Consider the following 12,119-nt stretch of genomic DNA (forward strand, 5'->3'; position numbering starts at 1 on the left):
TGACTCGTTATACGACGCGTCAGTGTCAAAAACGAAACGGACCGGTGAGCCGTTGACTCACGAACTGTTAATTTTTGTAACTTCTTGAGCGGGGGCGTGGATGGCGCTGCGGGCCTTGCGGATTCGCTGCCCCACCCGCGCGCGCGCGGCGCACCGGTGCGTTGGCACGCGGCGCCGTGACAGCCTCGATGCCGAGCATCGCCGGATCGATCTCGCACCATTGCCCAGGCGCGAGTCCGAGCGTGCGCAGATCTAGCGCGCCGATCTGTACGCGCAACAGGCGCAAGGTGGGGAAGCCCACAGCCGCCGTCATGCGCCGTACCTGGCGGTTTTTACCCTCGCGGATTTCGATTTCCAGCCATTGGGTTGGAATGGCTGCGCGAAACCGCACCGGAGGATTGCGCGGCCAGAGGAAGCCGGGTTCATCGATGCACTGTGCTCGCGCCGGCAGCGTGCGGAAGTCGCCGAGATCGACTCCGCCGCGCAGGCGCGCGAGCGCGGCTTCGTCCGGTCTGTTTTCCACCTGCGCCAGATAGGTCTTCGGCAGCTTGTGGTGCGGGTCGGCAATGCGCGCCTGCAGGGCGCCGTCGTCGGTCAGCAGCAGCAAGCCTTCGCTGTCGGCATCGAGCCGTCCCGCCGGATACACGCCGGGGCGTTGCACGCAGTCGGCGAGCGTAGGGCGCGTAGGGTGCGCGGAGAACTGGCTCATGGTGCCGAAGGGTTTGTTCAGGGCAATCAGCGTCATCAGGGGCGGGAAGCGAGTCGGGGTAGGCAACGCCAGGGCCGTGCCGATGGCCGGGCCCCAGGGCATCACGGGCGCCAGTATGCCGCAGCCCGCGTGGCGGCGCGGGTTCCGGCAGGATAGCGGATCATGAAATTTTGCTGCATAATACAAAACGGTCTTGTGTCTTATATAAGACTGAATTGCCTCTGACGCTTGGCTGGGCAGGCGGCGCGTGTTGCGGTGCGGCATCGTAACCGCATCGAACCCCGCTAAAATGCCCGCGCGCCACTCACATCTCGCCGTCCGGTCACGAACCTGGGCGGCACGTTACGAACCCCCGTTCCGTACTGGAGACGTCATGTATCAACACATCAAGGTGCCGGCCGGCGAGAAGATCACGGTCAACCAGGATTTTTCGCTGAATGTTCCGGACAATCCAATCATCCCTTTCATCGAAGGCGACGGTACGGGACTGGATATCACCCCGGTGATGATCAAGGTGGTCGACGCTGCCGTGGCCAAGGCCTACGCCGGCAAGCGCAAGATCTCCTGGATGGAGATCTATGCTGGCGAGAAGTCGACCAAGGTATATGGCCCCGATGTGTGGCTGCCTGACGAAACCCTTGAGGTCCTGAAGGAATACGTGGTGTCGATCAAGGGCCCGCTGACCACGCCGGTCGGTGGCGGCATCCGTTCGCTCAACGTCGCACTGCGCCAGCAACTCGACCTGTACGTCTGCCTGCGCCCGGTGGCTTACTTCAAGGGCGTGCCCTCGCCGGTGCGCGAGCCGCAAAAAATCGACATGGTGATCTTCCGCGAGAATTCGGAAGACATCTACGCCGGCATCGAGTGGGAAGCGGAAAGCGACCAGGCCAAGAAGCTGATCGCCTTCCTGCAGAACGAAATGGGCGTGAAGAAGATCCGTTTCCCGGACACCTCGGGCATCGGCGTCAAGCCGGTTTCCAAGCAAGGCACGAAGCGCCTGGTGCGCAAGGCCATCCAGTATGCGATCGACAACGACAAGCCGTCGGTGACCATCGTGCACAAGGGCAACATCATGAAGTTCACCGAAGGTGGCTTCCGTGACTGGGCCTACGAGCTGGCCCAGCAGGAATTCGGTGCCGAACTGATCGACGGTGGCCCGTGGTGCAAGTTCAAGAATCCGAAGACCGGCAAGGAAATCGTGATCAAGGACGCCATCGCCGACGCGTTCCTGCAGCAGATCCTGCTGCGCCCGGCGGAGTACTCGGTCATCGCGACGCTGAACCTGAACGGCGACTACATCTCCGACGCGCTGGCGGCGCAGGTTGGCGGCATCGGCATTGCCCCGGGCGCCAACCTGTCCGATTCCGTGGCCATGTTCGAAGCCACCCATGGCACCGCGCCGAAGTACGCCGGCAAGGACTACGTGAACCCGGGTTCCGAAATCCTCTCCGCCGAAATGATGCTGCGCCACATGGGCTGGACCGAAGCCGCCGACCTGATCATCTCGTCGATGGAGAAGTCCATCCTGTCGAAGAGGGTCACGTATGACTTCGCCCGCCTGCTCGAGGGTGCGACGCAGGTGTCGTGCTCGGGCTTTGGGCAGGTGATGATCGACAATATGTAAGCGCAGATCAGGCCGTCTCAGCCTGAACCGAAAACCCCGGCGACTCAAAGGTCGCCGGGGTTTTTTTCATCCCGAATCAGGACGTACTGCGCGGCAAGCGGACCCTGATCGACATGGGAAAAGTACGAATGGGGCACATAATGAAAATGCTCACAGCACGTGCAGAAATGTCCGATTGATTTTGGTGCTGTTTTGCGCACAAATCAGGTGGTTCCTGCTCTGGTTTGGGACTACCTAGCGCACGGCCCGCGTTTGCGATGGCATCCGGCCTGGCGCGGATGAAAGCGGTACTTGCCGCGCTCACGTCGACCAATTTCATCCGGTATTCCGCCGAGTCAATGCGCGCCGTTGCGTGTGTCTCGCGGGAGAATAGTCCCGGCGCTGTCGCGGAGGTCTGCGCACCGGACACTGCCACGCACACCATTCGATTCGCCTCGACTTCTGTACGCTGCGTGCGCGCCATCCCCGGTTCGACTCGCAGCTGCAGGAAGTTTCGTTGCTTCGCTTGACCGCACCCTGGCGGCGCTGGCCGATCCCAGCCGGCGCCAGGTAGTGGATTTGTTGCGCGAGCGGCCAATGCGCGCCGGCGAGATTGCGCGGGCCACCGGCCTCAGCCCGCAGGCGATGAGCCGGCATCTGCGGGTGCTCAAGGGGGGCGCGCTGATCGAAGAATCCCATCAGTCGCCATCGGGCTTCGATGCCCGTGTGCGCATCTATGCCCTGCGGGCAGGGCCGATGAGTGAACTCAAGGCCTGGCTGGAGCAGACAGAGCAGCTCTGGGCGGAGCAACTCACGGCCTTCAAGGCCCATCTGGAGGCCGGAGAATGAGCGCGTGCGTGCAGGTTTCCTTGCGGGTGACGGCTACGCCGCGGCGCGCTTTCGAGGTGTTCACCCGTGATATCGCACTGTGGTGGCGCCCCAATATGCTGTTCCAGGTCGGGCCAGGCAGGCCCGGCGTGCTGTCGTTCGAACCGGGCGAGGGCGGCCGGCTGGTCGAGACATGCCGCGATGGATCGGTATTCGCGATTGGCACCGTTACGGCCTGGGAGCCCGGCGTGCGGCTGGCCTTTGGCTGGCGGCAGGCGAACTTCGGGCCGGACCAGGCCACCCAGGTCGAGGTCAGTTTCACCGCGGTGGGCGATCAGACCAGGGTCACCGTCGAACATCGCGGCTGGGATAGCGTGCCGCAAGGGCATGTGGCGCGCCACGGCTTCCCGGAAGGCGTATTTCTGCAACGGAATGGCGAGTGGTGGCAGGCGTTGCTGGCAGCCTACCGGGGGCAGGCGGCGAGCGCGGATGCTGCGCCCATGCCATGAGGACGGACAGTAGCCGATGCCAGCCAATTGGCAAACAAAAAGCCCGGCATTGACCTGACCGGGCTTTTTGTCGGATGCGCTACGTGCTGCTGTTCAGCTTGCTGGTCTGGACACGGCGCGCCGGCTATGGAGGCCAGGCGATGTCCGGGGGGCGGCAGGCCGATCCCGTTCCGGGGATGATTCCCCCGCATCCTGTCGTGACCGCCTCAAGCTCTGTCGGCTGGTGCGGTCGCGCACCTTGCCCTCAGGCGCCGTCCTGGATATTGGTGGCTTGTTTGCCCTTGGGACCCTGGATGATTTCGAAGGACACGCGCTGACCCTCTTTCAGGGTCTTGAAGCCACTCATCTGGATGGCCGAAAAGTGCGCAAACAGCTCTTCTTCGCCGTCGTCCGGCTTGATGAACCCAAAGCCCTTGGCGTCATTGAACCATTTGACGATACCGCTTGCCATAAACTCCCCCAACAAAAAAAGCACGATACGAGCGGGGGAAAGCGCCGCGGCCAGCCGGGTGCCCGGCGTGCCTGGCCATGCGCCCCAGTCCGGTGGAACCGGGCCAGGTACGATGACACGACTTTGCGGACACCGCGTAGCGGCCAGTTTCATGTGCTGACTCGCCGCCGCCGGATTCGTGGGCCTCCCTGCTCACGGATCACCCAGGTCCGGCTTATTGCTTTGGCTCGCGTAACCAGACGTGAATGTGCGAACGATTCTTCTGTCAAACCTGCGCACTGTCAAGTTGGCAGATTCCCCACTCCCGGTAGGGTGTGGCGGGAAAGGAACGGCTGTAGATGGTATTTTGGAGGGGAGGGCTGCACAGCAACTGCGTCCAGCCCAAGAGGTGAACCCGGATGCCTTCGGCATCTCCGGAATTTGGATGGCCGCTGCATCGGCCTCTTGAATCCGGCGTCTTTTCCCCAAATTGCAGAGTTGTGCGTAAGGGTTAGAATAAAGCCATGGCTACACGGCTGGCAAATGTCCCACAACGCGAAGCAGGCACCGTACTGGAGCGGAAAGAGCAGGCGCTCAAACCGCCCGCCATGTACAAGGTGTTGCTGCTGAATGACGACTTCACCCCGATGGAGTTCGTCGTGATGATCCTGCAGCAGTATTTCAGCAGGGACCGGGAGACGGCGACGCAGATCATGCTCACCGTCCACCGGGAAGGTAAGGGAGTCTGCGGTATCTATACCAGGGATATCGCGGCGACGAAGGTCGAGCTGGTGTCAACCCACGCACGGCAGGCGGGTCATCCGTTGCAATGCGTGATGGAGGAAGCATGATTGCGCAAGAATTGGAAGTCAGCCTGCACATGGCGTTTGTTGAAGCCCGGCAGGCACGCCACGAGTTCATTACCGTGGAGCACCTGCTGCTGGCGTTGCTTGACAACCCCACGGCAGCGGAAGTCTTGCGCGCCTGCGCAGCCAATATTGAGGATTTGCGCACCAGTCTGAAGAACTTCATCGCGGACAACACGCCCGTGGTGCCTGGCACCGACGAGGTGGATACCCAGCCTACGCTGGGCTTCCAGCGCGTCATCCAGCGCGCCATCATGCATGTCCAGTCCACTTCCAACGGCAAGAAGGAAGTGACCGGGGCGAATGTCCTGGTGGCGATCTTTGGCGAGAAGGACTCACACGCGGTGTACTACCTCCAGCAGCAGGGCGTGACCCGGCTGGATGTGGTCAATTTCATCAGCCACGGCATCCGCAAGGACCAGGCCGAGCCCGCCAAGCATGGCGACGGCACGGCCGAGGGTGAAGGCGGCGATGGCAAGGAAAGCCCGCTGGAGCAGTTCACCCAGAACCTGAACACGCTGGCCAAGGCCGGCAAGATCGATCCGCTGATCGGCCGCGAGAGCGAAGTCGAGCGGGTGGTCCAGGTGCTGTGCCGCCGGCGCAAGAACAATCCGTTGCTGGTGGGCGAGGCTGGAGTCGGCAAGACCGCGATCGCGGAAGGGCTGGCCTGGCGCATCACCAAGAACGAAGTGCCCGACATCCTGGAAAAGGCGGTCGTGTACTCGCTCGACATGGGTGCCCTGCTGGCCGGCACCAAGTACCGGGGCGATTTCGAGCAACGCCTGAAGGGCGTGCTCAAATCGCTCAAGGACAATCCGAACGCGATCCTGTTTATCGACGAGATCCACACGCTGATCGGCGCGGGCGCCGCTTCGGGCGGAACGCTGGACGCCAGCAACCTGCTCAAGCCGGCACTGTCGTCGGGCCAGCTCAAGTGCATCGGCGCCACCACCTTCACCGAATATCGCGGCATCTTCGAAAAAGACGCGGCCCTGTCGCGCCGTTTCCAGAAGATCGACGTGGTGGAGCCGTCGGTCGACCAGACCGTGCAGATTCTGCGCGGCCTGAAGTCGCGCTTCGAGGAGCACCATGGCGTCAAGTACGCGGCGGCGGCCCTGACCGCGGCAGCCGAACTGTCGGCGCGCTTCATCACCGACCGCCACCTGCCGGACAAGGCCATCGATGTCATCGACGAGGCTGGCGCCGCCCAGCGCATCCTGCCCAAGTCCAAGCAGAAGAAGACCATCGGCAAGGGCGAGATAGAGGATATCGTCTCGCGCATCGCACGCATCCCGCCGCAGAGCGTCAACCAGGACGACCGCAGCAAGCTGCAGACCCTGGACCGCGACCTGAAGTCCGTGGTGTTCGGCCAGGACCCGGCCATCGAGGCGCTGGCTTCGGCCATCAAGATGTCGCGCGCCGGCCTGGGCAAGACCGACAAGCCAATCGGCTCTTTCCTGTTCTCCGGTCCGACCGGGGTGGGCAAGACTGAAGTCGCCAAGCAGCTTGCCTTCATCATGGGCATCGAATTGCTGCGCTTCGACATGTCCGAATACATGGAGCGCCATGCGGTGAGCCGGCTGATCGGCGCGCCGCCGGGATATGTCGGCTTCGACCAGGGCGGCCTGCTGACCGAGGCCGTTACCAAGAAGCCGCACTGTGTGCTGCTGCTGGACGAAATCGAGAAAGCGCATCCGGATATCTTCAATATCCTGCTGCAGGTGATGGACCATGGCGCGCTGACCGATAACAACGGCCGCCGCGCTGACTTCCGCAACGTGATCATCATCATGACCACCAATGCGGGAGCGGAAACCATGAACCGCGCCACCATCGGCTTCACGTCCTCGCGCGAGCAGGGCGACGAGATGGCTGACATCAAGCGGATGTTCACGCCGGAGTTCCGTAACCGGCTCGATGCGATGATCAGCTTCCGTTCGCTCGATGAGGAAATCATCCTGCGCGTGGTCGACAAGTTCCTGATGCAACTCGAGGAGCAGCTCCACGAGAAGAAGGTGGAAGCCAGCTTCAGCGAGCATCTGCGCAAGTTCCTGGCCAAGAAGGGCTTCGACCCGCTGATGGGCGCGCGGCCGATGCAACGCCTGATCCAGGACCTGATCCGCAAGGCGCTGGCCGACGAACTGCTGTTCGGCAAGCTGGTATCCGGTGGCAGGGTGGTAGTGGATCTCGACGAGCAGGACCAGATCAAGCTGGACTTTGCCGAGGCTGCCGCGGAACCGCCGGAATCGCCGGAAAACGAGAAGGCGGAAGTCTAGGACGAAGTGCGGAGGGTGGGCAGAGCGGACCTTGCCTGCAATTCGTGCTATCCTCGGGCAAAATACAGGGCGGCAGCGATGCCGCCCTTTTTGTTTTGGCCGGGTGCGGTTGCCGCCGCAGCTGTGTTCCCGCCATTCGCCTGAGTACCCGATGTCCCGATCCGAATGCTCGCGGCTGCGCCGCCTGCTGCTCAAATCGTTGCCGCTTGGCGCGATGCCCCTGATTCCCGTGCCCGGCATGGCTGCCCTGGGTGGCGATGCCACTGCCGCCGGTTCCAGTCGCCCCATTGCCATGGTGCTGCCGTTCCCGCCAGGGGGCAGCGTCGATATCGTGGCGCGCCAGTTGCAGCCCGGCCTCAAGAGCGGGCTCGGCCAGACGGTGGTGATCGACAACAAGCCCGGCGCGGGAGGCCTGATCGCGTCGAGTACGGTGGCGCGTGCCCGGCCGGACGGCAGCACCTTGTTGATGGCGTTCGACACGCACGCCATCAACCCGTTTGCCTACAAAAACCTGCCGTACGACACCTTCCGCGACTTCACGCCGATCACGCAACTGGTCCGCTTTCCGCTGGTGATCGCGGCCAACCCCTCGTTGCCAGCTTCCAATGTGAAGGAACTGGTCGCCATGGCGCGGCAGAAGCCGGAGAGCATTCACTACGCTTCGTCCGGCATCGGCAGCCTGAACCAGCTTGCCGCCGAGGCGCTGGCGACCGAGGCCGGCGTGCGCTTTCTCCATGTTCCATACAAAGGTGGCGGCCCGGCGGTGCAGGCCGTGCTATCGAATGAAGTCGACGTATTTTTCTCCAGCTATGCGGCGGTACAGGCGCATGTGGCAGCCAAGACGGTCAAGCTGCTTGGCGTGACCGGTACTACCCGCCTGCGCCAGTTCCCGCAGTTGCTCACCGTGGCCGAGCAGGGATATCGGGGCTTCGAGGCCTATTCCTGGATCGGGGTGTTTGGCCCGGCCGGGTTGCCGGAGCCGACCGTGGCGCGCTTGCACGATGCCTTGGTCCGATCCTTGCGGCAGCAGCGCGTGGTCGATGCGCTGGCCATGCAGGGATTCGAGATCGTGGGCGGCTCGCCTGCCGAGCTGGCCAGCCTGGTACGGCACGAGCACGATAAATGGCAGGCGGTGGCGCGCAAGGCCAATATCCAGTTCGATTGAAGTGTGAAGCGAGAGGTAGAGGTAGCGATGACGATGGAACTGCTAGACCACGCCGTGATGGTGTGTCCCGACCTTGACGCTTCGGCGCAAGCCTGGCGCGGGTTTGGCTTCACGCTGACCCCCCGCGGTTATCACACGCTCGGCTCGCAGAACCATTGCGTGATGCTGGCGCGCGACTATCTCGAGTTGCTGCACGTCACCGCACCCAGCCCGACGCGGCAGTATTACTGGGATGCGCAGGAAGCCGGAGGCGGCTGCGCCGCGCTGTCCTGCAAGAGCAGCGATACCTTCACCGCCGCGGCGCAGTTGCGCGCCGATGGCTGGCACACATCGGACCCGATCGAGTTCTCGCGGCCGGTGCGGCTGGACGATGGCACCGAGCAGCCCGCCACCTTCCGTGTCGCGGCGATCGACGATGCGCCCGGCGCGCGCTTTTTTATCTGCGAGCACCGTACGCCGGAGCTGCTGTGGCGGCCAGAGTGGACCACGCATGCCAACGGCGCGACCGGCATCGCCGCGATGTTCCTGGTGGTGGCGCCGTGCCTGGTCGAGGCGGCTGGCCGCGCTTATGCCGAACTCACCGGCGGCGAGATGACGCAGTTGAGCGATCACATCTGCAGCCTGGCGCTGGATGGCGCCACGCTGGTGGTGACCACGCCACAGGCGCTGGCCGCCGCCACCGGCACCGAACACGTGCGCCGTGCCGTGCCTGGTTATGCAGCCATCCGGCTGCGTACCAGCGATCTGGCCGCGGCCCGTCAGGGCTGGCGCGCCGCGCGTGTGGGCGCGCTCGATCTTGGTCCCGACGAAAGCCTTATCCCCGCCTCCGTTGCCGGCGGCGTGGCGCTGCTGTTCGAACAGGCGCGCTGAGCGCGCCCCCTGACCTGGCTCAGGCGCCGTTCTTGGCGTGGTGGACGCCGGTGGAGCCAAAACCGCCCGCGCCGCGCACGGTGTCTTCCGAAAAGTCTTCCACGGTCTTGAATACGGGCCGCAGCACCGGTACAAACATCATCTGCGCGATACGCTCGCCCGGCTGGATCACGATCGGCTCGGTGCCGGGCGCGTTGCGGTTCCACACGCTCACCATGATCGGGCCCTGGTAGTCGGCGTCGATCACACCGATCGAGTTGCCCAGCACCAGCCCTTTCTTGTGGCCGAGACCCGAGCGCGGGGCGATGGTGGCCGCCATATAGGGATTGGCCATGTGCACGGCGATGCCGGCCGGCACCAGTTGGGCCGGCGTGCCGGGTTCGATGACGAGTGCCGCGTCCAGGCAGGCGTGCAGGTCGATCGCTGCCGCCATATCGCTCTGGTAAGCCGGCAGGCCCCATTCGTGCAGGCGTGCGTCGAGCACCTTGATTTCGACGGTGGGGTTGGCTTCGATGGTCATGGCTGGTCAGTCCCGGAAAACAAAAAACGTTGGCAACCCGAGATGATAGCCGAGCTCAGCCGCCCGACAGGTCAAACGCCTGTGCCAGCAGCTCGTAGGTGCGCAGCCGCGCGGCATAGCTGGCGGTCACGCTCAGCACGACCAGTTCATCGGCGAGGAAGCGCTCGCGCAGGTCCAGCATGCGCTGCGCGACCTGCTCCGGAGTGCCGCAAATGGTGCGCGGGCGCTCGCGTTCCACGATCAGGCGATCGCGTTCGGTGGGCTCGTGCTGGGCGGCCTGCGCCAGCGAGGGGATCGGGGCGTTGACGCCGTAGGCCATCTGCAGCCGGCGCAGGTCCACGGCGCGCTCCAGTTCCGCCGCTTCGGCCTCGCTGTCCGCGCAGATCACGAAGATGGCCGCCGCGCTGTAGGGCCGCTCGTCGTAGCCCGCCTCGAAATTGCGGCGGTACTGCTGAGCGACGGCATGGCCGACATGCGGATTGATAAAGTGGGCAAATGCAAAGCGCAGCCCCAGGCGTGCCGCCAGGGCGCCGCCGTAGTCGCTGGAGCCCAGCACCCACAGCTCGGGCCGGGTATCGATCTCGGGCTGCAGCACCACGCCTTCGGCGATATGGCCCGGCGGCACCTCGCCACGGAAGAGCCAGGATAGGTCCTGTACCTGCTCGGCGAACTGGTCGCCGCGGTTGTACTGGCCCATCGCCACCGCCTGCGCGGTACGCATGTCGCCGCCCGGCGCGCGTCCCACGCCAAGATCGATGCGGCCCGGGAACAAGCCCTCCAGCATGCGGAACTGCTCCGCTACCTTGAAGGGGCTGTAATAGGGCAGCATCACGCCGCCCGAGCCGAGGCGGATACGCTGCGTGACGCTGCCCAGGCGCGCCAGCATGACTTCCGGCGCCGGGTTGCACACACCGCGCAGGCCGTGATGCTCGGCACACCAATAGCGGGTGTAGCCCAGCGCATCGGCGGCCTGAGCCAGCTCCACGGTGGCGGCCAGGGCGTCGCGCGCGGTATGACCGGCAATGACCGGGCTCTGGTCGAGCACGGAGAGGCGCAGTTTGGGTTTGCTTGCGGACATGTTCAGGGGTTCGGGCGGGGTGGCGTTCGGAGGCGGAGCAAGCGCGGGCTCAACGGGGTGCGGGCAAGCGCCGGGCGATAGCCGCTACCAGGTCGCGCGCCAGCGTCAGCTTGTCGGCGCGCGGCAGGCGGGTCATGCCTTGGGCATCGAACAGCACGATCTCGTTGTCGTCCATGCCGAAGGTGTGATGGCCGATATTGCCCACCAGCAAGGGCACGTTCTTGCGCTGGCGCTTCTGTTCGCCGTATTGCTCGAGCTTTTCGCTCTCGGCGGCAAAGCCCACGCAGTAGGGCGCATCGGGCCGCGCCGCCACGGTGGCGAGGATGTCGGGGTTCTGCACAAAGCGCAGCGTCGGTGTGTCGCTGTCGTTGGCCTTCTTCAATTTCTGGCCGGCGACTTCGGCCGGGCGCCAGTCCGCTACCGCGGCGACCGCAACAAACACGTCGGCGCCGGGCAAGGCCGCCAGCACCGCGTCATGCATCTGCTGCGCGCTCTCCACATTGGTGCGGGCAACCCCGCGCGGCGTGGGCTGGGCCGTCGGGCCGGCCACCAGGATCACGTCGGCGCCGGCCTCGCGGGCCGCGCGCGCGATGGCAAAACCCATCTTGCCCGAGGAACGGTTGGTGATGCCACGCACCGGGTCGATGGCTTCGAAGGTGGGGCCTGCCGTGATCACCACACGGCGCCCGGCCAGCGGCTTGGGCTGGAAGAACGCAATGATGTCGTCGAGCAGTTCCGCCGGCTCCAGCATGCGGCCATCGCCGACTTCGCCGCAAGCCTGGTCGCCGCTGCCAGGGCCCAGTACCGTTACGCCATCCGCGCGCAGTTGCGCGGCGTTGCGCTGGGTGGCGGGGGCCGACCACATCTGCAGGTTCATGGCGGGAGCCACCAGCAGCGGACAGTCGCGGGCCATGCACAGGGTGGTCAGCAGGTCATCGCACAGGCCGTGCGCCAGCTTCGCCAGGAAATCGGTGGAGGTGGGCGCAACCACGATGGCATCGGCTTCGCGGGAGAGATCGATGTGGGCCATATTGTTGCCCACGCGCGCATCCCATTGGGAGGTGAAGACAGGCCGCCCGGAGAGTGCCTGCATGGTCACAGGCGTGATGAACTGGGTGGCGCCCTCGGTCATGACCACTTGCACGGTCGCGCCGGCCTTGGTCAGCAGGCGGACCAGTTCGGCCGATTTATAGCAGGCGATGCCGCCGGTCAGGCCAAGGACGAGATGCTTGCCTCGCAGATCCATGGATGTGCTCTTCGCTTGA

General features: G+C 64.5%; 12 protein-coding genes. 7 read left to right on the plus strand and 5 right to left on the minus strand.

Going from position 1 to position 12,119, the window contains the following annotated elements; all coding sequences use genetic code 11:
- Positions 1–67 precede the first annotated feature (67 nt).
- Positions 68–745 (minus strand): pseudouridine synthase, encoded by a 678-nt coding sequence (locus tag AC1DS6_RS11890; protein ID WP_441626398.1) that lies wholly within the window; start codon positions 743–745, stop codon positions 68–70.
- Positions 746–1,082: 337 nt separating this feature from the next.
- Between AC1DS6_RS11890 and icd the strand changes: the two genes are divergently transcribed.
- From icd to AC1DS6_RS11905, 3 genes are all read left to right on the plus strand, one after another.
- Positions 1,083–2,333 (plus strand): NADP-dependent isocitrate dehydrogenase, encoded by a 1,251-nt coding sequence (gene icd / locus AC1DS6_RS11895; protein WP_477102529.1) that lies wholly within the window; start codon positions 1,083–1,085, stop codon positions 2,331–2,333.
- A 525-nt stretch (positions 2,334–2,858) separates the two neighbouring features.
- Positions 2,859–3,161, plus strand: coding sequence for an ArsR/SmtB family transcription factor (locus AC1DS6_RS11900; protein WP_477102537.1), 303 nt, complete (start codon positions 2,859–2,861; stop codon positions 3,159–3,161).
- A complete protein-coding gene (locus AC1DS6_RS11905) occupies positions 3,158–3,649 on the plus strand; it encodes an SRPBCC family protein (RefSeq protein WP_441626347.1) in 492 nt (163 codons plus the stop codon). Before AC1DS6_RS11900 ends, AC1DS6_RS11905 begins: the two co-directional genes overlap by 4 nt.
- A gap of 244 nt (positions 3,650–3,893) precedes the next feature.
- Here AC1DS6_RS11905 and AC1DS6_RS11910 read toward each other — a convergent pair whose 3' ends face one another.
- Positions 3,894–4,100, minus strand: coding sequence for a cold-shock protein (locus tag AC1DS6_RS11910; RefSeq protein WP_017229665.1), 207 nt, complete (start codon positions 4,098–4,100; stop codon positions 3,894–3,896).
- A 503-nt stretch (positions 4,101–4,603) separates the two neighbouring features.
- Between AC1DS6_RS11910 and clpS the strand changes: the two genes are divergently transcribed.
- The 4 genes from clpS (at position 4,604) to AC1DS6_RS11930 (ending at position 9,256) form a co-directional block, all read left to right on the plus strand.
- Positions 4,604–4,930 (plus strand): ATP-dependent Clp protease adapter ClpS, encoded by a 327-nt coding sequence (gene clpS / locus AC1DS6_RS11915; protein ID WP_006157525.1) that lies wholly within the window; start codon positions 4,604–4,606, stop codon positions 4,928–4,930.
- Entirely contained in the window at positions 4,927–7,221 is a 2,295-nt protein-coding gene (gene clpA / locus AC1DS6_RS11920) for an ATP-dependent Clp protease ATP-binding subunit ClpA (RefSeq protein ID WP_276291161.1), read from the plus strand. The genes clpS and clpA overlap by 4 nt, the downstream gene beginning before the upstream one ends.
- A 151-nt stretch (positions 7,222–7,372) precedes the next feature.
- Positions 7,373–8,386, plus strand: coding sequence for a Bug family tripartite tricarboxylate transporter substrate binding protein (locus AC1DS6_RS11925; protein ID WP_441626351.1), 1,014 nt, complete (start codon positions 7,373–7,375; stop codon positions 8,384–8,386).
- Between the two features lie 27 nt (positions 8,387–8,413).
- Positions 8,414–9,256, plus strand: a complete 843-nt coding sequence (locus tag AC1DS6_RS11930) for a VOC family protein (protein ID WP_441626402.1) — start codon at positions 8,414–8,416, stop codon at positions 9,254–9,256.
- Positions 9,257–9,275: 19 nt separating this feature from the next.
- Here the strand turns inward: AC1DS6_RS11930 and dut are convergent, their stop codons facing one another.
- Genes dut through coaBC form a run of 3 tightly spaced genes read right to left on the minus strand, consistent with a single transcriptional unit; the run spans position 9,276 to position 12,100 of the window.
- Positions 9,276–9,776: a dUTP diphosphatase gene (gene dut, locus AC1DS6_RS11935; RefSeq protein ID WP_035867378.1), complete on the minus strand. Its 501-nt coding sequence runs from the start codon at positions 9,774–9,776 to the stop codon at positions 9,276–9,278.
- Positions 9,777–9,831: 55 nt separating this feature from the next.
- Positions 9,832–10,854, minus strand: a complete 1,023-nt coding sequence (locus AC1DS6_RS11940) for an LLM class flavin-dependent oxidoreductase (protein WP_441626353.1) — start codon at positions 10,852–10,854, stop codon at positions 9,832–9,834.
- Positions 10,855–10,903: 49 nt separating this feature from the next.
- Entirely contained in the window at positions 10,904–12,100 is a 1,197-nt protein-coding gene (gene coaBC / locus AC1DS6_RS11945) for a bifunctional phosphopantothenoylcysteine decarboxylase/phosphopantothenate--cysteine ligase CoaBC (protein WP_441626355.1), read from the minus strand.
- Positions 12,101–12,119: the final 19 nt, after the last annotated feature.

Source organism: Cupriavidus sp. 05L310 (assembly GCF_056398185.1).

Coding starts and splice junctions, on each gene's coding strand:
- clpS (WP_006157525.1), top strand. CDS start 4,604: ATGGCTACACGGCTGGCAAATGTCCCACAACGCGAAGCAGGCACCGTA.
- AC1DS6_RS11930 (WP_441626402.1), top strand. CDS start 8,414: ATGACGATGGAACTGCTAGACCACGCCGTGATGGTGTGTCCCGACCTT.
- AC1DS6_RS11925 (WP_441626351.1), top strand. CDS start 7,373: ATGTCCCGATCCGAATGCTCGCGGCTGCGCCGCCTGCTGCTCAAATCG.
- AC1DS6_RS11890 (WP_441626398.1), bottom strand. CDS start 745: ATGACGCTGATTGCCCTGAACAAACCCTTCGGCACCATGAGCCAGTTC.
- AC1DS6_RS11910 (WP_017229665.1), bottom strand. CDS start 4,100: ATGGCAAGCGGTATCGTCAAATGGTTCAATGACGCCAAGGGCTTTGGG.
- dut (WP_035867378.1), bottom strand. CDS start 9,776: ATGACCATCGAAGCCAACCCCACCGTCGAAATCAAGGTGCTCGACGCA.
- clpA (WP_276291161.1), top strand. CDS start 4,927: ATGATTGCGCAAGAATTGGAAGTCAGCCTGCACATGGCGTTTGTTGAA.
- AC1DS6_RS11905 (WP_441626347.1), top strand. CDS start 3,158: ATGAGCGCGTGCGTGCAGGTTTCCTTGCGGGTGACGGCTACGCCGCGG.
- AC1DS6_RS11940 (WP_441626353.1), bottom strand. CDS start 10,854: ATGTCCGCAAGCAAACCCAAACTGCGCCTCTCCGTGCTCGACCAGAGC.
- coaBC (WP_441626355.1), bottom strand. CDS start 12,100: ATGGATCTGCGAGGCAAGCATCTCGTCCTTGGCCTGACCGGCGGCATC.
- icd (WP_477102529.1), top strand. CDS start 1,083: ATGTATCAACACATCAAGGTGCCGGCCGGCGAGAAGATCACGGTCAAC.